Raw genomic sequence first — 19,645 nt, forward strand, 5'->3', positions numbered from 1 at the left:
CGATGTTCCGGGGTCACGTCGCGGCGGCCCTGCCGGTGACCCTCTGCCGCCACGGTCGTCCCGTCCGGACACGGGCACCTCGCCGTGGCGTAACCGCCGGGTAACAGCCGTCTACCCCGTTGCGATCAGCGTCAGCCGCAGCACAGCGTGGCGCGGCACCCATGCGATCCCACATTGCGATACGGTGCCTCGCATCGGCACATCGGAGGTGGATGTATGCCGGCCGTCGTCGTCCTTGCGCTGACCCTCGCGCTCGCGCCAACGCCCACGCCGTCGGTGTCCGTCACCCCCGGACCGATCGGCGAACTGGTCGGCGGTGTCGGCCGGATCGTCGGCGAATTGCTGGGCGGCGACGGTACGCCAACTCCGACGCCGAGCCCGACGGGCACCCGCGCCCCGACCACCGGGCCGAGCCGACCATCGACGACCGGGCCGTCCAGCCCGTCGACGCCCGCCGCGCCCGCCGGGTCGCAGTCCGGTGGCCGAGCGGTGCTCACCCCCGACCGCCCCGGCAAGGGCGCAGGCGCCGACGACCGCGATGCGGCCGTGCCCCTGCGCGGTGGTGACACCCCGGCTCCGGTCGTGGCGCCGTCGCTCGCCGACCCCGTCCGCGATGGCTGGCCGCCCGTGTCGTACCTGCTGGTCGCGGTGCTCCTGGTGGTGCTGGCAGCGCTGCTGCTGCGGCGCCGCGGTGATGCCGCCGCTCCCGCACCACCGACACCCGACACCGAACCGACTCTCGACCACGATCCCGACCCCGGAGCAGACAACGTCCGCCGTCTGCCGACGAGCCTCAACGCCGTCTACGAACTGGGTCGGCTCGACGAGCGCCTCGAGCAGGAGCGCCGCCGCCGACCCTGACCGGCGGTCTCAGTGCTTCGGGTACGCGCCCTCGCGTCGTGGAATCGCGTCGTCGTACGCCCCGGACGGGCCGCGGTAGCGGACCGTGCCGCTCGGGTAGGGCCACGCGCTGGCTCGGCAGCCGTGCAGGCCCAACGTCTGCTGCTGCATCACCGGCGCCGGCCGGCCCTGCCCCGGGCAGCGTTCGTGGCCGAATCCGAGCCTGTGCCCGACCTCGTGGTTGACCATGTACTGCCGGTAGGTGGCCAGGCTCGCGCCGTAGTTCGGCACGCCCGAGACCCAGCGCGCCACGTTGAGCACCACCTTGGCGCCGTTGCGGCAGGACGTGTAGCCGTCCGGCACGTCCTGGCAGAGGGTGTCGCGGGTGCCGGGGGTCGCCAGGTAGATGGTGAAGTCGGCCGCCTGGTCGGCGCCCACCCGGCGCAGCCGCCAGTTCCCGCCCGCCGTCCACCCGCGGGGGTCGTTCAGCGTCGCGGAGATCGCGGTGGCGATGTCACCCGCTGGAAGGCCATGGATGTCGCGTTCCACGGCGACCCGGTAGCGCAGCAGGGTGCCGCTGTCCCCGCTGCCACCCGTCGTCTCGGCCCCGGCCACCGTCCAGCGGTTGTCACCGGTTGCGGGATAGCTGACCGGGCGACTGGGCGTGCTGCTGGGGCGGAGGATACCGACACCGGTCGGCCGGTTCGAGGCTGCGGCGTGACCACCGGGTCGCGGTCCGGTGGTGGGGTCTCCGGCGCCGGACTGCCCGGCCGTCGGCCCCGTGCACCCGGTGAGCAGCGCCACCACCAGCAGTGACGCCCCAGAGGCAGGAAGCCACCGGCGGGTACCCTTCGTCGACATGTCTCTCCCCTCGCGCGTCGCCCAGTGTGGCGGCGCACAAAGGAGAAGACGGGTGCGGGCGGCGAAAAGTTGAAGTGACCCCGGTCTCAACTTTTTGTCGGCCTGTCCCGTCTGTAGTGGTGTGGCACGGGGGAGGGTTTCGCGGTGGCGCGCGGTGACGCGGAGTTCGTCGAGTTCGCGCGGGCGGCGTCCGCGCGACTGGTGCATGCGGCGTTCCTGATGACCGGCGACCACCACCAGGCCGAGGACGCCGCACAGACCGCGCTGGTGCGCACGTACGTGTCGTGGTCGCGGATCCACGACGACGACGCCTACGGGTACGCGCGCCGCACCCTGGTCAACCACCTCGTGGACCGGTGGCGGCGGCCGATGCGGGAGTACCCGACCGACGTGGTGCCGGAGCAGCGACGTGGGGACGTGGCCGACGACGTGGCCACCCGGCGCTGGCTGGTCGCCATCCTCGGCGCGCTGAGCCCTCGGGAGCGGGCCATCGTCGTGCTGCGGTACTACTTCGACCTGCCGGAGGCGCAGGTGGCTCGGGAACTCGCCGTGTCCGTGGGCACCGTCAAGAGCACCAGCTCGCGAGCCCTGGAGAAGCTGCGGACCGCAGCGCCGCGCGCCGCCGACGAGGAGGCGTGCCGATGAGCGAGCTGGATCGCCTTCGTGCGGCCATGCGGGCGACCGAACGCCCCGACGCCATCCTCGACCTGGCCAGCGTCATGCGCGAGGGACGGCGGCTGCGCGCCCGTCGGCGGATCACCGGGGCTGCGGCGGCCACGTTCGCCGCCGGCCTGGTCGCCGTGACTGCGGTGGTGGTCGACCCGACCGGGTCGCGCGATCCGTTGCCGACCGAGCCCGCGTCCCCGGTCGCCGTGGCCTCGCCCCCGGCCGGTGTCGCGCCGACGACGGCGGCGACGTCGGACGGGCCGACGCCACCGCCCACGCGGGCTCGCGGCGTGCCGAATCCGAAGCCCCTGGGGCAGGTGATCGACTCCGGGATCGGGCACGGCACCGACCGGCGGGTCTACTTCGTCGTCGCGGTGACGGTTCCCGGGGCGCCCAGGGTGACCATCGGGTTGGCCGCCGGTCGCCGAGCCGCGGACGGAACGGTGAGCACGGACATCCTGGTCAACGACGTCGACGGCGCCGACCGCAGCCCCGGTTTCCATCAGATCGGGTACGAGGAGAGCGAGTCGGTCTTTCCGGTGCCGACCTTCGGCTACTTCGTCGGCCCGGCGGCACGGATCATCGGCACCGTCGACGGTCGGCAGGTCGACGCCACGGTGGCGCGATGGAGCCTCGACAAGCAGGTCGTGATCTTCTGGTTCGATCCGACCACGCTCACGCCGGGGGCCCGGCTGGACGGCATCGTCGCCCACGACGGCGCGGGTCGCCGGCTCTGATCCCTGGGACAGCCGTGAAACATGCCATTGCGCGACAGGGAACCGGTCAATACCGCTGCGGCCGGTTACCGGCCAGCCGGTGCGCCTCGATCCGGTCCCGCGCCCAACGCAGCGCCGGGCACCCGTCCGGCCGGCAGCGCCCACACGATCCGTGCACTTGGTGCTGCCTGATGACCTGCCGGGCCGCCATCGGCACCCACACCGACGGGGGCAACTCCCGCTCGATCATCGGCGGGAGCCGGTCATGCCGTACCGGGCAGCGCGACTGCCGGCCATCCGCTGGCGCTTGACCTCCCCGATAGCCCACGCGAGCATCCCGCACGCGCCCTCACCGCACTGAGCACACCGCCCGGTCTCCCGGTGCGGGCTGGTCGGTTCCGCGTGCTGGTTGATCACGCGCATGGCCGACCACAACAGCAGTGCGGGCGTTACGGGTCCGTCGTCCATCGGCACGGCTCTACCTCCCATAAATGGGCAGGTCCGGCCACCGATCCCCGATCAGGTGACCGGACCGCATCCGGTTGTCGCCCCGTCAGCATCCCCTGCAACGTGCACACCGTCAAGGTTGGAAGTGGCAACGTGTTCCCCTGGCACGTACATACGGTCACTGCGTGAGACTCGTGGCGCTCTCCGACATCGCAGACATGCTCGGCGGCGTGTCACGCACCCGGGCTACTGAGATCACGAACCGCAAGACCTTCCCGGCACCGATCGACACGGTGGCCAGCGGCAAGGTGCGAGTCTGGGACCGCGCGGCCGTAGAAGCGTGGATCAAGAAGTACCGGAAGAATCAGGCGCTGGGCGAAAGCTGAAGCGGCCCTATCCCGAGTAGGGATGGGGCCGCTCGTCTGTCACCGTTCAGGCGGGCTGAGACGCGTTCTCCCGCGCCACCTTGGCGGCGTGCCGCTCCAGCCCGGCCAACGCCTCTGCGGCGCTCTGGCGGGTTGCCGGGCCGCCTCCACGGCGCTCGTGGCCGGGATGGACGTCCCAGCGGTGAACAGCCGGCCAGCGCTCGGAGACTCCACCGTCTGGCGCACCCGGTCGATCTCGGCCAGGTCGGACACCGCTGCGTCCAGCTCGGCTAGGACGAGATCCAGCCTTGCCAGCTTGGCGGCAGCCTGGCGCTGCAGGTAGCTCAACCACTCCGCCCGGCGCTGCTCGATCCCAGCGGCTAACCGACGCCGGACCTGGCCGGGTGCCGTCCTCCGTGATTTGTGCGGCCTCCGCCTGCTCCTGCCGCTCGCGGATCGTCCGGGTGACGGCAGCGGCATCGAGCGGGGTGCCGGCGGCGGCAGCGTCAGCGGCGAGCCGGCGCGCATCGGTGCCGGCGCTCTCCGCGTCCCGCTTGGCGTCTCGCGCGGCCCGGTCCAACTCCCCGGAGCGAGCGGCCAGCGCGGACAGCCGCTCCAGGTCGGCCCGGGTGTCCGGGTGCGTGCCGATCGGCGAGGGACATCCCGGCCACGGTCACCGAATCGCCGCCTTCCCACGCGGGCGCAGCATCGGTGCCCGCGCGGCCGGCTGGAGCGCACCCTCGGGCACCCCCCGGCCGTGCCCGTACAGCACGATGCCGCCCGTGCGGCCGATGCGGTGCATGGTGGGCGCGGTGGTGGTGACGCCGTGCATGGAGACGCTGGACGACTCCGGGAGGCACACGCAGCCTGGCGGTACGTCGCTCGCCTGCCTGCTCGGCGTAGACCATCATCGTGGCGAGGATCTGGTCCGCGCCTGCAGCGGACCTGATCCAGCGGAGCACCGCCGGTTGCCCGTTCGGCTCGGTATTGCCGCCTGCGCTATCCGTCGGAGGTGGAGCAGTACAAGGACGCCGCACTGCTGCGCAAGAACCTCTCCACGGGTCGCGCGGCTTGATGGGTGAAGGACGGGGCCGCCGCCGAAAGTGACGATCCATCAGACAGCGTCCACATACTTATCCACAGCGGCGTTTCGGGAGCTGTCGCACTGATGTGCATTTGCCCTTTAGCTGCGCCGCGTTGGCGCGCGCGGGGCGGGACGGTAGTGAGGGGAGGTGCCATTACAGTCCAACCGAGCGCGGGAGAAAGGGCCGCCGGACGCTCTGCGGCCGTGGCTCTGTCCTCTTCGAACGTTAGATTGCTCCAACGGAAGTAGCCGGCCTGGCTCGCCAGGTCAAGGCGGCGGACTCCCGGGGACTGGCATCCCCGGGGCCGCCTTGAACGGTCACGTCCGCTCATGTCCGAGGCAAGGACCATCTGAGAGGGAGAACGAGACCAAGTGACCACGGTAACGAGAGGTACCGGGCCGCACCAGCCCGGGGGACCTGGCAGCACGGACAACGCCCTGATCGCAGGGTTGCTGCTGGTGACGGCGCTGTCCATCGGGGCGCTGCTCTGCATCGTCCTGAGCAGCGCCGAGGAGATGGGCAACGTGGCCCCGGTGGCGATTCCTGCCATCAGCGGCATTGCCCTGGCCGCGATCGGCGCGATTGCGGTGGTGCTGCGCAAGCGGCCTCCCCGGGGCCGGCGGTAGCACGGGCGGCAGTGCGGGTTGTGCTTGGCGACCCGCACTGCCAGCCGTTCGCCCACAACTGCATCGAGGTGGGCCACTTCTATACGGAGGAGATTTCGTAGGGCGGTCGGGTACCGGTTTCAGCGACTTGGTCTGGTTGCTCAACGCGCTGCGCTTGTGCTTCCGAACCGGGGGACATCTAGGCGGCCAGCGAGTTGTCCGACCGGAACCGATCGGATGCGTCGAGCTGGACATGGGACAGTGGCCTGCCGCTACTGCGAGCCGGTCGCCCGGTTTCTGGTCAGCCGGCGTTCGATGGTCACGGTCGTGCCCTCGCCGGTGGAGACGAGCTGTACGTCGCCGTAGGCGTTCATCAGCAGCGCGCCCCGGCCCCGGTCCATGGCCGGTCGACGGTCCCGCCAGGTGCCGAAGTCGCGTACCGAGATCCGGACCAGCGTGTCGCCCACCTGGAGACGGACCCGCACCTCGGGGCGGCTGGGTCGTTGCGCGTGCTCGACGGCGTTGTTCATCGCCTCGGAGGCGGCGAGCAGCAGATCCTCCGCCACCTCCCCGTCGACGTCGAGGTCGTCCAACGCCAGCCGGACGTCCTGTCGCATGGCGGCCGCCGAGGTGGGCACCGACGGGTACGTCCATTGCTCGTCCAGCCGGTCGCCGAACCCGTCGCCGTGCGGGCCGGCTGTCGACGTGCCGGTTGTCGACGTGCTGGCCGGGTCGCCGGTCACGGAATCGACAACACGATCCGCGAGGGGCGCGCTCTGCTCGGGCTGGACCTCGACCGCCGTGGGCCGGGCGGGAGCGCTCGACGCCGGCTCGCCGTCGGCGCTCGGCGCGGTGGCTGCGTCGCCGGCGACCTCGGTGCGGGCGCGGCGGATGGCGGTCCGGATCCGGGCGATCAGCTCGGCGGCGGCGAATGGCTTGACCAGGTAGTCGTCGGCGCCGAGGCTCAGGCCGGCCACGCTGGCCTCCTCGCCCGCCCGCGCGGAGAGCACCACGATTGGCAGCGCCCGGGTTGCGGGGTCGGCCCGCAACCGGCGGACGAGGTCGGAGCCGTCCAGCACCGGCATCATGACGTCGGTGAGCACCAGGTCCGGTGGCTCCCGGTGGATCGCGTCGAGCGCCTGGAGCCCGTCGGTGACCGACCGCACCCGCCAGCCCTGGGCGGCGAGCAGCCGGCTCAGGTATGCGCGCATGTCGCTGTTGTCGTCGGCCACCAGGATGCGTGCCCCGACCAGCTCGTCGGCGGCCGGGCCCGGCGCCGTGGCGGGCTCGGCGACGTCGCCGGTGGGGTCGGTCAACCAGCTCACCGCCTCCTGGACGGCGGCGCGTGCCGCGTCGCCCCGCCCCTCGCCGGGCGGTGCGGTCGTGGCCGGGCGTCGCGTCGCCGACCAGGGCAGGGCCACGGTGAAGGTGGTGCCGCCGCCCACCCGGCTGGTCACCCGGACCTCACCGCCCTCCAGACGGGCCAGCTCGTGGACCAGGGCCAGGCCGATCCCGGTGCCCTCGTGGCTGCGGGACCGTGCGCCCTGCACCCGGTGGAAGCGCTCGAAGAGCTTCGGCAGGTCGGCCTCGGCGATCCCGATGCCGGTGTCGGCGACGGTGAGGCGTACCTCGTCGTGGTCCGCGTCCACGGCGATGCGGATGCGACCGATGAAGGTGTACTTGAGGGCGTTCGACAGCAGGTTGGTGACGATCCGCTCCCAGTTGACCGGGTCGACGGTGACCGGGCGGGGCAGGGGCGGGCAGTCGACCTCCAACGTCAGGCCGGCCCGCTCGACGGCGGCGCGGAAGACGCTGGCCAGCTCGGCGGTGAGCGCGGGCAGGTCCACCTCGTGGGCGTCGCTGCGAGCCCGCCCGGCCTCCAGGCTGGAGAAGGTGAGCAGGCTGTTGACCAGGGTCAACAGGCGGGTCGCGTTGCGCCAGGCGGTCTCCACCCGCTCTCGCTGCGCGGGTGCCAGCGGCGCGGCGGTGTCGGCGAGAGCGTCGGCGAGCGGTCCGAGCATGAGGGTCAACGGGGTACGGAATTCGTGGCTGACGTTGGTGAAGAAGGTGGTCTTCACCCGGTCCAGCTCGGCCAGCGTCTCGGCCCGGCGTCGCTCCCGCTCGTACTCCTGGGCGTTGTGCACCGCCGCGGACACCTGCTGTGTCAGCAGTTGGTAGAAGGAGCGGTAGGCCTCGTCCAGGTCCCGGTTGGGGCTGACGCCGACCAGCAGGACGCCGAGCGGCTGGTCCTCGGCGGCCGAGGGCAGCGGCAGGGCCAGCGCGGCGCGGGCCGGGTCGCCCCACGGGCCGGCGGGCAGCGACAGCCGGTCGGCGACGCCGGTCAGGTCGGTGGGTCGACCCGACGCCGCCTCCGGTAGCGCCCAGGCGCGGGCCGTCGGGCTCGGGTCGGCCAGGTCGACGACGGACGGCAGCGCACCGGTGACGGTGGCATGGTGTGGGCCGCCGCCCGCGCAGGCGATCCGGCGCAGGGCCGCGCCGTCGCGCAGGTAGATCGCGGCGAAGGGTACGTCCATGGGATCGCCGTGGATCGCGTCGATCAGCCGCGCGCACGTCGCGTCGACGTCGACGGTGCGCCCGTCGCCGGGTAGCGACAGGTCGCGGAGCAGCCGCAGCCGCCGTTCGCCGACGACCTGCTCGGTGACCTCGCTGCACACCGTCAGCACGCCGACCGTGCGGCCGTCGTCGTCGCGGGCCGGGGCGTGCGAGACGCTGAAGTACGCCTCCTCGCGGTAGCCGGCGCGCTCCAGCAGGAGTTGGAGGGCGGGTACCCAACTGGCCACGCCGGTCGCCATCGCCTGCTCGATCAGGGGGGCGAGGACGTCCCAGCCCTCGGCCAGGGTCACCCGCACGTCGCCACCCAGGGCGGCGGGGTGCTTGTCGCCGATCAGCGCGGAGTACGCGTCGTTGTAGAGCTGGGAGAAGCGCTCGCCCCAGAGCAGCAGCATGGGGTAGCGGGAGGAGAGCACCACCCGTACGGCGGACCGCAGGCTCTGTGGCCAGTCGGAGACCGCGCCGAGCGGTGTCTCGGCCCAGTCCAGCTCCGCCATCAGCCGGCCGGTGTCACCACCATCGTCGAACAGGTCGGTGCGGGGTCGTGTCACGCTCGACCCGGCCTCATCGCTAGCCCCCCGTTCCGGGCCCGACGACCCCTGCTGGCGTTACCTACCCATCCTGACACCTCTACTCACCTGTGCCGACGCCGGTACCCACCGTCTAACGGGCGGGGGTTCGGGACGAACGTCCGATGTCACAGAGATAGATATCTGTAAGTGTCTCGGTTATCTCTCCGACCCCGAGGAGCCCCCATGAGAGGTAGAACGCTGAGCGCGGGAATCGCGCTCGCCGTGTTCACCGGGATGACGGTGACGCTGGCCGCCCAGCCGGCGACCGCGTCATCCTCCGCCACGACGACAGCGGCCCGGCCGATCGCCGCGTCCGCCGCCGTCCTGGCGGCGCCGGACATCTCCGTCAGCAACGTCCAGGCGCACCTGACCCAGTTCAACTCCATCGCCAGCAGCAACGGCGGCAACCGGCGGGCCGGCTCGGCCGGCTACACCGCCTCGCTCAGCTACGTCAAGACGAAGCTCCAGGCGGCCGGCTACACCGTCACTGAGCAGTACTGCTCCAGCTGCACGTACCCCTCGAACAACCTCATCGCCGAGTGGCCCGGCGGCCCGTCCGACCAGGTGGTCATGTTCGGCGCGCACCTGGACAGCGTCTCGGCCGGTCCGGGCATCAACGACAACGGGTCCGGCTCGGCCACCCTGCTGGAGAACGCCCTGGTCCTCGCCGCGCAGAACCCGACCGTGACGAAGAAGGTCCGGTTCGCCTGGTGGACCGACGAGGAGCAGGGCCTCAACGGCTCCCGCTTCTACGTCAACTCGCTCAACTCCACCCAGCGCGGCTACATCAAGGGCTACTACAACTTCGACATGGTCGGCTCCACCAACGGCGGTTACTTCATCAACCGGGTCAGCTCGACCACGGCGGCGCCGCTGAAGGCGTACTGGGACTCGCTGGGGCTGCAACCCGAGGAGAACGTCGAGGGTCAGGGCCGCTCCGACGACTACTACTTCCAGCAGGCCGGCATCCCCACCTCCGGGTACGCGGCGGGCGCGAGCGCCCGCAAGACCAGCAGCCAGGCGGCCAAGTGGGGCGGCACGGCCAATTCCGCCTACGACTCGTGCTACCACCGTTCCTGCGACACCACCGCCAACGTCAGCGCCACCGTGCTGAACCGGGCCGCGGACGGCGTCGCGTACGCGCTGTGGCAGCTCGCCGTGGGCAGCGGCACCCCGACCAACGACTTCTCGCTCGCGGTCAGCCCCACGGCGCTCACCGTCGCCCGGGGCGCCAGCGCCAGCGCGACGGTCAGCACCGCGACCACCTCCGGCTCCGCGCAGACGGTCAGCCTCAGCGCGTCCGGAGCGCCCAGCGGGGTGAGCGTCTCCTTCAGCCCGTCGTCGGTGACCTCCGGCGGGTCGGCCACGGTGACGCTGACCGCGTCGTCCAGCGCCACCACGGGCACGGTGACCGTCACGGTCACCGGCACCGGCTCGGTCACCCGGACCGCCAGCCTCACCCTCACGGTCACCGGCACCGGTGGCTGCGCCGGCGGCCAGGTGATCGGCAACGGTGGCTTCGAGAGCGGCACCACGCCGTGGACCGCCTCCTCCGGCGTGATCACCAACTCCGGTAGCCAGCCGGCCCGGACCGGGTCGTACAAGGCGTGGCTCGACGGGTACGGCAGCAGCCATACCGACACCCTGTCCCAGTCGGTGACCGTGCCGGCCGGCTGTTCCAGCTACACGCTGTCGTTCTGGCTGCACGTGGACACCGCCGAGACCACCGGCTCCACCGCGTACGACAAGCTGACCGTGCAGGTGGGCTCGACCACGCTGGCGACGTACTCGAACCTGAACGCCGCCTCCGGCTACGCCCAGCGCACGTTCAGCGTGGCCGGGTTCGCGGGCCAGACGGTGACGTTGAAGTTCACCGGCACCGAGGACTCGTCGTTGCAGACCAGCTTCGTGATCGACGACGTGACGCTTCAGGCCAGCTGAGGGATGTCGGGTGGGGGTGGCGGTCACACCGCTCCCACCCGACATCTGGTCATGACCATCGATCTCTGGTAGAAATCTTTCAAGGCCGGCCCCTGATTCGCAGAATTCCGCCCCTCACGCGAACGGGAGTGCCATGTCACCCGACCGATCCACCCTGCGCCGCCGCGTGCTCACGCTGCTGGTGGCCACCCTGGCGACGCTCTGTGCCGCGTTCGGCCTGGCCGCGCCGGCCTTCGCCATCATCCACTCCAGCGCCACCTCGCAGCTGCGCGCCGCCGGCATCTCCTGGACCTCCAGCGGCAACTGCAGCGACCGCAACGTCTCCACCTGCACCTCGTTCGACGGGGTCCGGCAGGCCACCATCGACGGCATCATCACCTTCAAGCGGGCCAGCGGCTGCGCGGTCACCGTCACCGCCGGCACCGAGGTCGGGCACGCCGGGGGCACGTACAGCCACTGGAACGGCTACAAGCTCGACATCGCGCTGAGCACCTGCATCCAGAACTACATCTCGGCGAACTACACCTATGTCGGTTACATCTCCGGCTTCGGTTACCAGTACCGGGCCGCCTCGGGCAACCTCTACACCAAGGAGGGCAGCCACTGGGACATCCTCTTCTACAGCTGCGGCGGCTGCTGAGCGACGGATGTCGAGCCGGTGCGTGGGTGGAGCTGGCCGCGTAACCGAGGACGGGCCGCCGCCGGATGCTCCCGGCGGCGGCCCGTGGTGTCCACGGTCAGGGGAGTTGCGGGTAGAGCGCGGCGACCCCGCCGGCGAGCCCGCCCTGCACCTGTCGGCTGATGTCGTCGGAGACGATCTCGTACGCGTCGGCCTCGATGCCGTCGACGGCGAGCCGGGCGATCACCGCCGGGTCCGACTTGGCGCCCGTGATGGTCGCGGCCATGTCGGTGTCCATGTAACCGACGTGCAGGCCGGCGACCCGGACGCCCCGCTCGGCGAGCTGGAGGCGCAGCGCGTTGGTCATCGCCCACTCGGCGGACTTCGCGGCGCCGTACGCCCCGTGCAGGGGGAAATTCACCCAGGACAGCACGGAGAGCACGTTGAGGACCGTGCCGCCGCCGTTGCCGGCGATGACGGGGGCGAAGGACCGGATCATCGACAGGCTGCCGAGGTAGTGGGTCTCCAGCTCCAGCCGGATCAGGTCCAGGTCGCCGTCGAGGAGGTCCGCCCGGCTGTCGATGCCGGCGTTGTTGACCAGGAGGTTCACGTCACCGGCCAGCTCGGCGGCGGCGGCCACCGACGCGGGGTCGGTGATGTCCAACCGGACCGGCGTCACGCCGGGCAGGTCGACGCTGTCGGGGTTGCGGGCGCCGGCGTAGACGGTCGCGCCCCGGGAGACGAGTTCGGCGGCCAGGTGCCGGCCGAAGCCCCGGTTGGCGCCGGTGACGAGGGCGGTGCTTCCAGCGATCTTCATGGGGTTGCTCCAGGTTCGTGGCGGGGCTTGTCGCACCGAACGCTATCCGGCTGGCTTCTGTTGAGCAAAGTCAGCTAGGTCACGCGCCGGGCGCACGGGAATCGGGAATACGACCCGGAGGCGCACACGTGTACGCCGGTGACGGCTCGTATCCTTTGCGCGAACCTCCGCACGAGCCGAGAAGGGGAGACGGTGTGAGCAACCAGGCCGAGACGTTGGAGTTCCAGGCCGAGGCGCGTCAGCTCCTGCAGCTGGTCGTCCACTCGATCTACTCGAACAAGGACGTCTTCCTGCGGGAACTCATCTCGAACGCGTCCGACGCCCTGGACAAGCTGCGGCTGGCGACGCTCGTCGACAAGGATCTCGTCGCCGACACCGACGACCTGCACGTCGCCATCGAGGTCGACCGGGACGCCCGCACGCTGACCGTCCGGGACAACGGCATCGGGATGAACCGCGACGAGGTGGTCCGGCTGATCGGCACCATCGCCAAGTCCGGCACCGCCGAGCTGCTGCGCCAGCTGCGCGAGTCCGCCGACGCCCGCGCCTCGCAGGAGCTGATCGGGCAGTTCGGCGTCGGCTTCTACGCCGCGTTCATGGTCGCCGACCGGGTCACCCTGCTGACCCGCAAGGCCGGCGAGACCGGCGGCACCCGCTGGGAGTCCGCCGGCGAGGGCACCTACTCCGTCGAGGCCGTCGACGACGCGCCGCAGGGCACCTCGGTGACCCTGCACCTCAAGCCGGTCGACACCGAGGACAACCTGCACGACTACACCGCCGAGTGGACGGTCCGCGAGATCGTCAAGCGCTACTCCGACTTCATCGCGTGGCCGATCCGGATGACCGTCGAGCGTCCGGGCGCCGAGGGCGAGGCGGCCACCAGCGAGGTGCAGACCCTCAACTCGATGAAGGCGCTCTGGGCGCGCTCCCGCGACGAGGTCGACGCCGCCGAGTACAACGAGTTCTACAAGCACGTCAGCCACGACTGGGCGGACCCGCTCGAGGTCGTGCACATGAAGGGCGAGGGCACCTTCGAGTACGAGGCGCTGCTGTTCCTGCCCAGCCACGCCCCACTGGACATGTTCTCCCCGCAGGGCCGCCGCGGCGTCCAGCTCTACGTCAAGCGCGTGTTCATCATGGACGACTGCGAGGCGCTGGTCCCGACATACCTGCGCTTCGTCAAGGGTGTCGTCGACGCGCACGACCTGTCGCTGAACATCTCCCGCGAGATCCTCCAGCAGGACCGGCAGATCCAGATCGTCCGCCGCCGCCTGGTCCGCAAGGTGCTCGCCACGGTCAAGGACCTGAAGGCCAACCACCCCGAGCGCTACCGCACCTTCTGGACCGAGTTCGGCGCGGTGGTCAAGGAGGGGTTGATCGACGACACCGACAACCGCGACACCCTGCTGGAGATCCTGTCGGTCGCCTCCACCCACGACGCGGCGGAGCCCACCGACCTGGCCGGCTACGTCTCGCGGATGAAGGACGGCCAGACCGACATCTGGTACGCCACCGGCGAGTCCCGGGCCACCATCGAGAACTCCCCGCACCTGGAGGCGTTCCGGGCCAAGGGTCACGAGGTGCTGCTGCTCACCGACCCGGTCGACGAGGTGTGGATCGAGCGGGTCGGCGAGTACGACGGCCGGCCGCTGCGCTCGATCGCCAAGGGCCAGGTCGACCTCGACACCGACGAGGAGAAGCAGCAGGCCGAGGCCGAGCGCGAGCAGCAGCGGCAGGAGTTCGGCGCGCTGGTGCTGTGGCTCGGCACGACCCTCGCCGACAGTGTCCGGGAGGTCCGGCTGTCGTCGCGGCTGACCACCTCGCCGGCCTGCGTGGTGGGCGACGCGCACGACCTCACGCCGACGCTGGAGAAGATGTACCGGGCGATGGGGCACGAGGTCCCCACGACCAAGCGGATCCTGGAGATCAATCCTGGTCACCCGCTGGTCGCCGGGCTGCGCAAGGCCCACGAGCAGGGCGACTCCTCGGAGGCGCTGACCGAGACCGCCGAGCTGCTGTACGGCCTGGCGGTCCTCGCCGAGGGCGGTGAGCTGGCCGATCCGGCACGCTTCACCCGTACGCTCGCGGACCGGCTGGCGCGCACTCTCTGATCACCCCCGGCCGGCGGACCCGATCCGGGGGTCCGCCGGCCGGTTGGCAGGTGGACGTCGACCCTGATCGGAAACGGTCCATCATGGTCGGTGCACAGGTGGACGTCGTCCGCAACCGCTGGCCGGAGCGCCCCGCGTAGGCCGGTGAACAACTTCACAAGCGGTGGGCGACCGTCACCGACCGTGCCTACCGTCGGTCGGGTCCACCACCGTGGACGCCGCGACCGGCAACGCCAAATCCTGCCCCCGGTCGTCGGAAACAGAACCCGGGCAGGAGCGGGGGACCCAACGTTCCTCGGTGCATGTCACCTCGGGGTGAAGCCGCCACCGTGCGGCCGGGCTCCTCGGCCCGAACCCGACAGCTCACCTCGCCGGCGTGGAGGAACGAACCATGACGTCTGCGTACACACCCCGTCATCGACGGGTCACCACCCGCCGCGTCGCCGTCGGCACCCTGGCCGTCGGCGCGGTCACCGGCGCCGTCGCCCTCTTCGGCCCGGCGGCTCCGGCCCAGGCCGGCGTCAACTGGGACGCGGTCGCCCAGTGCGAGTCCGGCGGCAACTGGAAGATCAACACCGGTAACGGCTACTACGGCGGGTTGCAGTTCTCCCAGGGCACCTGGGCCGGCTACGGCGGCACGAAGTACGCCGCCCGCGCCGACCTGGCCAGCCGCGGGGAGCAGATCGCGATCGCCGAGAAGGTGCTCGACGGGCAGGGCATCGGCGCGTGGCCGACCTGCGGCCGCAAGGGCGGCTCGTCGGGCGGCTCCGCCACGACGTCGACCAAGTCCACCGCGAAGCCCTCGACGAAGTCGTCCACCGGCTCGTCGAAGTCCACCGCCGGCAAGGAGCGGTCGTCGCGGGGCGACCAGCCGGCGACCCGTAATCACGAGCGGACCGCCCCGGCGGCCAGCGGCGACACGTACGTGGTCAAGCCGGGCGACACCCTGTCGGAGATCGCCGAGCGGCACCGCCAGGCCGGCGGTTGGCAGGCCCTGTACGAGCGCAACCGGCAGCTGGTCGGCGCCGACCCGGGGCTGATCCTCCCGGGCCAGCGACTCGCTCTCTGACGCTCGACAGACGAACGCTCGGCCGGGTCACCGGCCGAGCGTTCGTTCGTCTGCTGGTCTCCGCGCGGTACGCGTCACGCCGCCGAGGCGGCCTTCCTCGGCTCGCGGCGCGCTGCCGCCTCGCCGTTCCAGCCCCAGCGCGGTGCCGGCGCGGTCGCCCAGCCGGTGCCGGCGGCGTCACCGTCGACGGTCATCTCGGCCGAGTCGGGGGTGCTGCGGGCCAGCCGCACCGACTGCTCGGCGCTCGTGCGGGCCGCGCACGGCCAGGCCTGGCCGGCGCACTGGAGATTGCGGCAGTGCCCCTCGTCGTCGGGCTCGTGGGCCTCGAGCACGTCGACCGCGAGCTGCCAGAGCAGCGGGTCGGTCACGTCGTGCGGGCGTTCGGCGCGGCGGCTCGATCGGTTGCTGGTGTCGTCGGACATGTGCCCCCCTCGTCAGGCTGTACCCCACAAGGGTCACCCGTCGGCTGCCGGCTAAACCGCCGACCTGCTGTGATGTGTCTCCTGTCGCAACTGGGCGCGTGGACACCGCACGCAGATCGGTCAATCCGGCAGCAGCGGCATCTCGACACCCGGCTCCCGGCCGAGCAGGACCGCACGGGTGAGCGCCGTCGAGCCGAACCGGTCGCGGACCGCGTCGACCGCTGCGTCCAACTCCGCGCCCGGGTCGCGGTGGAACGGCAACTCCGGCTGGACCGGACTGTCGTCCAGGTTGCCCACCGACACACCGATCAGCGTGACACCACGACCGTCGATCTCGAACCGGGCCGCCCGCAGCAACGCGCGCGCCGCGGCGAGCAGCGGCGTCGTGTCCGCGGTCGCCTTGCCGATGGTGTGCGAGCGGGTCGCCCGGCTGTAGTCGCCGAAGCGCAACCGCAGCACCACGGTGCGACCGGACCGCCCGGCCGCGCGCATCCGGCGGGTGACCCGGTCGACCAGACCGGCGAGGATGGCGTCCAGTTCCGCCGGGGCGTGCGGGGTACGACTCAGCGCGTGTTGGGCACCCATCGAGCCGCGTCGGCGACCGACCTGCACCGCGCGTGGGTCACGGTTGTGCGCCAGCGCGTGCAGGTGCCGACCGGCACCGGACCCGAGCAGCGACACCAGCGCGGCCTCACCGAGCCGGGCCACGTCGCCGACGGTACGGATCCGGTGCTCCCGCAGCTTCGCGGAGGTGACCGGGCCGACGCCCCACAACCGTTCGACCGGGAGGGGGTGCAGGAACGCCACCTCGGCGTCCGGTGCGACCACCAGCAGGCCGTCCGGTTTCGCCACCCCGCTGGCCACCTTCGCCAGGAACTTCGTGCGGGCCACACCCACCGTGATCGGAAGGTGGACCCGTTCACGGACCTCCCGGCGCAGCCGCGCCGCGATGTCGGCCGGTGACCCGACCAGCCGCCGCAGGCCGCCCACGTCCAGGAACGCCTCGTCGATGGAGATCCCCTCGACCAGCGGAGTGGTCTGCCGGAAGACCTCGAAGACCGCGCGGCTCGCCGCCGTGTACGCCGACATCCGAGGCGGCACCACGATCGCGTCCGGACACAGCCGGCGTGCCTGCTGGCCGCCCATCGCGCTGCGGACGCCCCGCGCCTTCGCCTCGTAGCTGGCCGCGAGGACCACGCCCCCGCCGACGATCACCGGCCGGCCGCGCAGGCGTGGATCGTCGCGCTGCTCGACCGACGCGTAGAAGGCGTCCAGGTCGGCGTGCAGGATGTTGGCACCGGGCGACACGTACACATGTTCGCACGGCATCCGGTGGTCGCGGCAGTGACCTGCGCGGACGTGGCGTCAGTCGAGACAGAACTCGTTGCCCTCCGGGTCGGCCATGACGAGGTGACCGGCACCCAGCGGGGGAGCGGGCTCGTGGCGGCTGAGCCGGGTGGCGCCGTGCGCGGCGAGCCGCTCGGCCTCCTTCTCCAGGGCCGCCATCCGCTCGTCACCCTCCAGTCCGGGTGCGGCCCGCACATCGATGTGTACGCGATTCTTGACCTGCTTGGGCTCGGGGACCCGTTGGAAGAACAGCCGTGGTCGCGAACCCTCGGGGTCGACCACCGCCGACGCGTCGTTGCGGTGCTCCGGCGGCACCCCCATCGCGTCGAGCGCCTGCTCCCAGGACTCGAAGTTCCCGGGCGGGTCCTGCACCTGGTAGCCGAGTGCCTCGGCCCAGAACGCCGCCAACGCGGCGGGGTCGGCGCAGTCGAGGGTGATCTGGATGTCGCGGGCCATGTCAGCTCCCTGTCTCGTGATCCTGGTCGGTCATGGGTCCAGCCTCTCGTGGATAGCGGACAGAAGCGTTCCGCAATTCGTGTAACGATCGGTGCGTGACCGTCGAGGCGACGACCGAGCGGGTGTTGCGGTTGCTGGCGCTGCTCCAGCAGCGGCCATCCTGGACGGCTCGGGACCTCGCCGCCGAACTCGGTGTCACCGACCGTTGCGTACGCCGTGACGTGCAGCGACTGCGCGCGCTGGGCTATCCCGTGCATGCGGCGCCGGGCGTCGGTGGTGGCTACCAGCTCGGTGCGGGCACCCGCCTGCCACCGTTGCTCCTCGACGACGAGGAGGCGATCGCGACGGCGGTCTCGCTGCGCCTCGCCTCGGGCGGCACGATCGCCGGCGCGGGCGAGGCGGCCCTTCGGGCCCTCACGAAGCTCGACCAGGTCATGCCGGCACGGTTGCGCGCCGAGGTACGGGCGGTGCACGGTTCCACGGAGACGCTCATGGGTCCGGTGGCCGAAGTCGACGCCGAGGTGCTGGTGACGCTGGCCCGGGCCTGCCGCGATGCCGTACGGGTGCGCTTCACCTACGAGACACGCAACGGTGGGCGACACGAGCGGACGGTCGAGCCGGTCCGGATGGTCACGACAGGTCGCCGCTGGTACCTGATGGCCTGGGACGTGGACCGCGACGACTGGCGGACGTTCCGCCTGGACCGGATGGCTGCCGCTGTCGCGACGACCTGGCGTTTCCGGACGCGCGAGCATCCGGACCCGGTCGCCTTCGTGCAGCGGGCCGTGACCGAGGCGTCGTACCGCTATCTCGCCCGGGCACGCGTGCGTGCGACGGTCGACCAGGTGCGCAAGCTGGTGCCGCCCCAGGTGGGGCGGGTCGAGGAAGACCGCGACGGGTGGTGCGTGCTGATCGTCGGCGGGGAGCGCCTGGACTGGCTCGCCGCGCACCTCGCCCGTCTGAGTTACGAGGTGGAGGTGGTGGAGCCGCCGGAGTTGCGCGACGCGGCAGCCCTGCTCGCCCGGCGGCTCGCGGCGATGGCCGGCACGGCGTCACAGGACAGCGTGTAGTGACGCAGCGACACCGCGCTGCCGTCCGGTGCTGTCCACGCCGCGGTGCTGCTCCCGGTGTACCGCCACCCGGTGCGCTCGTAGAGGGCCACCGCCGCGGCGTCGTCAGACGTCACCTCCAGCACCAGGTCGGTCCCACGCGCGCTCGCCCACTGGCGAACCCGGTCCAGCAGCGCACCGCCCAGCGCCAACCCTCGGGCGCTCGGCACCACGAAGAGACGCGCCACCTCGGCCGTCGGTGGAGCCGACGGCGTGTCCGCCCGGTTGGGCACCCGATGCACCGCGACGTGCCCGACAACCGCCGCGTCGTCGACAGCGACCCAGGCGTCCGCCGGGCGCGGCTCGCGTAGCCAACGGTGCGGGTCGGCGGGCCAGTTCACCGGGTAACGGTCGACCCGGTGAACCTCGGCGAGCGCCGCGACGCACCCGTCGAGGTCGGCGGCACGTCGGCGGCGGAGGCGCGGTGTGGTCACAGGTCGTCGAACGGGCGTGCGTAGCGGAACTCGCCCCGGATCGAGTCGCGCCACCCGGTCATCGGACGGGCCATGAAGTACTGCGGCCCCCACGGCTGCGGCGGGGTGACGCCCAGGTCGACGGCAGGCCCGAACCCGAAGCGCGGGTAGTAGTCGGGATGCCCGAGCAGCACCACGAGAGGCTCGTCCCGCGCATCGGCCGCGCCGAGCACCGCGTGCATCAGCGCGCTCCCGACGCCGCGCCGCTGCCAGTCGGGGAGCACGCCGAGCGGGCCGAGGCCCAACGCCACCGGCTCACCGCCCACCCGGCCCCGCGTGGCCACCACGTGCCCCACCACCTGGCCGTCCGAATCGACAGCCACCAGAGAGTACGCGGGCAGCCATCCCTCGTCGGCGCGCAGCGCGTCGACCAGGGTCGCCTCCACCGGTACGCGGTCGCCGTTCCCATCGTCGCCGGCCTTGGCGAACGCGGCGGCGTGCACCGCCCGGATGGCGTCGACGTCAGCGGGGGTCTCACGTCTGATCAGCATCGCGCCACGATACGGGCGGCCCGCCCAGGTCTCCACGTGTACCAGACGAGCCAGGGGTGGTG

Annotated in this window: 20 protein-coding genes and 1 riboswitch; of the genes, 10 read left to right on the forward strand and 10 right to left on the reverse strand. The window is 71.7% G+C overall.

What is annotated here, in order from left to right; translation table 11 throughout:
- The first annotated feature begins 216 nt into the window (after window positions 1–216).
- Window positions 217–861 carry a hypothetical protein gene (locus ABZU91_RS02300; RefSeq protein WP_355233139.1) on the forward strand — a complete coding sequence of 215 codons (645 nt, stop codon included), beginning with the start codon at window positions 217–219 and terminating at the stop codon, window positions 859–861.
- A 9-nt stretch (window positions 862–870) separates the two neighbouring features.
- On the opposite strand, the gene ABZU91_RS02305 is transcribed toward ABZU91_RS02300, so the two are convergent.
- Complete coding sequence (locus ABZU91_RS02305; protein WP_355233140.1) at window positions 871–1,701, reverse strand: DUF3152 domain-containing protein; 831 nt, start codon at window positions 1,699–1,701, stop codon at window positions 871–873.
- Window positions 1,702–1,845: 144 nt separating this feature from the next.
- Here ABZU91_RS02305 and ABZU91_RS02310 point away from each other — a divergent pair, with 144 nt between their 5' ends.
- Together ABZU91_RS02310 and ABZU91_RS02315 are read left to right on the forward strand one after the other, a co-directional pair.
- Window positions 1,846–2,346 (forward strand): SigE family RNA polymerase sigma factor, encoded by a 501-nt coding sequence (locus ABZU91_RS02310; RefSeq protein WP_355233141.1) that lies wholly within the window; start codon window positions 1,846–1,848, stop codon window positions 2,344–2,346.
- Window positions 2,343–3,104, forward strand: coding sequence for a hypothetical protein (locus tag ABZU91_RS02315; RefSeq protein ID WP_355233142.1), 762 nt, complete (start codon window positions 2,343–2,345; stop codon window positions 3,102–3,104). The genes ABZU91_RS02310 and ABZU91_RS02315 overlap by 4 nt, the downstream gene beginning before the upstream one ends.
- Before the next feature lie 225 nt (window positions 3,105–3,329).
- Here ABZU91_RS02315 and ABZU91_RS02320 read toward each other — a convergent pair whose 3' ends face one another.
- The gene (locus tag ABZU91_RS02320) at window positions 3,330–3,551 is read right to left on the reverse strand and encodes a hypothetical protein (RefSeq protein ID WP_355233143.1); all 222 of its coding nucleotides are present in this window, start codon (window positions 3,549–3,551) and stop codon (window positions 3,330–3,332) included.
- A 164-nt stretch (window positions 3,552–3,715) separates the two neighbouring features.
- Between ABZU91_RS02320 and ABZU91_RS02325 the strand changes: the two genes are divergently transcribed.
- Complete coding sequence (locus ABZU91_RS02325) at window positions 3,716–3,916, forward strand: hypothetical protein (protein WP_355233144.1); 201 nt, start codon at window positions 3,716–3,718, stop codon at window positions 3,914–3,916.
- 652 nt (window positions 3,917–4,568) lie between these two features.
- Here the strand turns inward: ABZU91_RS02325 and ABZU91_RS02330 are convergent.
- Window positions 4,569–4,757: a hypothetical protein gene (locus tag ABZU91_RS02330; RefSeq protein WP_355233145.1), complete on the reverse strand. Its 189-nt coding sequence runs from the start codon at window positions 4,755–4,757 to the stop codon at window positions 4,569–4,571.
- Window positions 4,758–5,351: 594 nt separating this feature from the next.
- Between ABZU91_RS02330 and ABZU91_RS02335 the strand changes: the two genes are divergently transcribed.
- Window positions 5,352–5,606: a hypothetical protein gene (locus tag ABZU91_RS02335; RefSeq protein ID WP_355233146.1), complete on the forward strand. Its 255-nt coding sequence runs from the start codon at window positions 5,352–5,354 to the stop codon at window positions 5,604–5,606.
- Window positions 5,607–5,857: 251 nt separating this feature from the next.
- Here the strand turns inward: ABZU91_RS02335 and ABZU91_RS02340 are convergent, their stop codons facing one another.
- Entirely contained in the window at window positions 5,858–8,707 is a 2,850-nt protein-coding gene (locus tag ABZU91_RS02340) for an ATP-binding protein (protein ID WP_355233147.1), read from the reverse strand.
- Between the two features lie 204 nt (window positions 8,708–8,911).
- Here ABZU91_RS02340 and ABZU91_RS02345 point away from each other — a divergent pair, with 204 nt between their 5' ends.
- Window positions 8,912–10,669, forward strand: a complete 1,758-nt coding sequence (locus tag ABZU91_RS02345; protein WP_355233148.1) for a M28 family peptidase — start codon at window positions 8,912–8,914, stop codon at window positions 10,667–10,669.
- A gap of 133 nt (window positions 10,670–10,802) precedes the next feature.
- Window positions 10,803–11,309 (forward strand): hypothetical protein, encoded by a 507-nt coding sequence (locus tag ABZU91_RS02350; protein ID WP_355233149.1) that lies wholly within the window; start codon window positions 10,803–10,805, stop codon window positions 11,307–11,309.
- Window positions 11,310–11,406: 97 nt separating this feature from the next.
- Here the strand turns inward: ABZU91_RS02350 and ABZU91_RS02355 are convergent, their stop codons facing one another.
- Window positions 11,407–12,105, reverse strand: coding sequence for an SDR family oxidoreductase (locus ABZU91_RS02355; protein ID WP_355233150.1), 699 nt, complete (start codon window positions 12,103–12,105; stop codon window positions 11,407–11,409).
- A gap of 194 nt (window positions 12,106–12,299) precedes the next feature.
- Here ABZU91_RS02355 and htpG point away from each other — a divergent pair, with 194 nt between their 5' ends.
- Entirely contained in the window at window positions 12,300–14,216 is a 1,917-nt protein-coding gene (gene htpG, locus ABZU91_RS02360; RefSeq protein ID WP_355233151.1) for a molecular chaperone HtpG, read from the forward strand.
- A gap of 221 nt (window positions 14,217–14,437) precedes the next feature.
- A riboswitch (cyclic di-AMP (ydaO/yuaA leader) is annotated at window positions 14,438–14,608 on the forward strand.
- Window positions 14,608–15,285 carry a transglycosylase family protein gene (locus tag ABZU91_RS02365; RefSeq protein ID WP_355233152.1) on the forward strand — a complete coding sequence of 226 codons (678 nt, stop codon included), beginning with the start codon at window positions 14,608–14,610 and terminating at the stop codon, window positions 15,283–15,285. (Overlaps the previous riboswitch by 1 nt.)
- Before the next feature lie 74 nt (window positions 15,286–15,359).
- On the opposite strand, the gene ABZU91_RS02370 is transcribed toward ABZU91_RS02365, so the two are convergent.
- The 3 genes from ABZU91_RS02370 to ABZU91_RS02380 all read right to left on the reverse strand — a co-directional run bounded on the left by ABZU91_RS02370 (window position 15,360) and on the right by ABZU91_RS02380 (window position 17,510).
- Window positions 15,360–15,707: a hypothetical protein gene (locus ABZU91_RS02370; protein WP_355233153.1), complete on the reverse strand. Its 348-nt coding sequence runs from the start codon at window positions 15,705–15,707 to the stop codon at window positions 15,360–15,362.
- A gap of 120 nt (window positions 15,708–15,827) precedes the next feature.
- Window positions 15,828–17,015 carry a DNA polymerase IV gene (gene dinB, locus ABZU91_RS02375; RefSeq protein WP_355233154.1) on the reverse strand — a complete coding sequence of 396 codons (1,188 nt, stop codon included), beginning with the start codon at window positions 17,013–17,015 and terminating at the stop codon, window positions 15,828–15,830.
- Between the two features lie 57 nt (window positions 17,016–17,072).
- The gene (locus ABZU91_RS02380) at window positions 17,073–17,510 is read right to left on the reverse strand and encodes a VOC family protein (protein ID WP_355233155.1); all 438 of its coding nucleotides are present in this window, start codon (window positions 17,508–17,510) and stop codon (window positions 17,073–17,075) included.
- A gap of 95 nt (window positions 17,511–17,605) precedes the next feature.
- Here ABZU91_RS02380 and ABZU91_RS02385 point away from each other — a divergent pair, with 95 nt between their 5' ends.
- Entirely contained in the window at window positions 17,606–18,580 is a 975-nt protein-coding gene (locus tag ABZU91_RS02385; protein ID WP_355233156.1) for a YafY family protein, read from the forward strand.
- Here the strand turns inward: ABZU91_RS02385 and ABZU91_RS02390 are convergent.
- Together ABZU91_RS02390 and ABZU91_RS02395 are read right to left on the reverse strand one after the other, a co-directional pair.
- Window positions 18,475–19,053, reverse strand: coding sequence for a GNAT family N-acetyltransferase (locus ABZU91_RS02390; protein WP_355233157.1), 579 nt, complete (start codon window positions 19,051–19,053; stop codon window positions 18,475–18,477). The two genes, ABZU91_RS02385 and ABZU91_RS02390, sit on opposite strands and share 106 nt — an antisense overlap.
- Window positions 19,050–19,583: an N-acetyltransferase gene (locus ABZU91_RS02395; protein ID WP_355233158.1), complete on the reverse strand. Its 534-nt coding sequence runs from the start codon at window positions 19,581–19,583 to the stop codon at window positions 19,050–19,052. The genes ABZU91_RS02390 and ABZU91_RS02395 overlap by 4 nt, the downstream gene beginning before the upstream one ends.
- Window positions 19,584–19,645 lie beyond the last annotated feature (62 nt).

The sequence above is a fragment of the Micromonospora sp. NPDC005174 genome (genome assembly GCF_040608495.1).
Lineage (GTDB): Bacteria > Actinomycetota > Actinomycetes > Mycobacteriales > Micromonosporaceae > Micromonospora.

Excerpts from the sequence above, each read along its gene's own strand:
- ABZU91_RS02300 (WP_355233139.1), top strand. The coding sequence starts at position 217 with ATGCCGGCCGTCGTCGTCCTTGCGCTGACCCTCGCGCTCGCGCCAACG.
- ABZU91_RS02305 (WP_355233140.1), bottom strand. The coding sequence starts at position 1,701 with ATGTCGACGAAGGGTACCCGCCGGTGGCTTCCTGCCTCTGGGGCGTCA.
- ABZU91_RS02315 (WP_355233142.1), top strand. The coding sequence starts at position 2,343 with ATGAGCGAGCTGGATCGCCTTCGTGCGGCCATGCGGGCGACCGAACGC.
- ABZU91_RS02320 (WP_355233143.1), bottom strand. The coding sequence starts at position 3,551 with ATGGACGACGGACCCGTAACGCCCGCACTGCTGTTGTGGTCGGCCATG.
- ABZU91_RS02345 (WP_355233148.1), top strand. The coding sequence starts at position 8,912 with ATGAGAGGTAGAACGCTGAGCGCGGGAATCGCGCTCGCCGTGTTCACC.
- ABZU91_RS02350 (WP_355233149.1), top strand. The coding sequence starts at position 10,803 with ATGTCACCCGACCGATCCACCCTGCGCCGCCGCGTGCTCACGCTGCTG.
- ABZU91_RS02355 (WP_355233150.1), bottom strand. The coding sequence starts at position 12,105 with ATGAAGATCGCTGGAAGCACCGCCCTCGTCACCGGCGCCAACCGGGGC.
- ABZU91_RS02365 (WP_355233152.1), top strand. The coding sequence starts at position 14,608 with ATGACGTCTGCGTACACACCCCGTCATCGACGGGTCACCACCCGCCGC.
- ABZU91_RS02370 (WP_355233153.1), bottom strand. The coding sequence starts at position 15,707 with ATGTCCGACGACACCAGCAACCGATCGAGCCGCCGCGCCGAACGCCCG.
- ABZU91_RS02380 (WP_355233155.1), bottom strand. The coding sequence starts at position 17,510 with ATGGCCCGCGACATCCAGATCACCCTCGACTGCGCCGACCCCGCCGCG.
- ABZU91_RS02395 (WP_355233158.1), bottom strand. The coding sequence starts at position 19,583 with ATGCTGATCAGACGTGAGACCCCCGCTGACGTCGACGCCATCCGGGCG.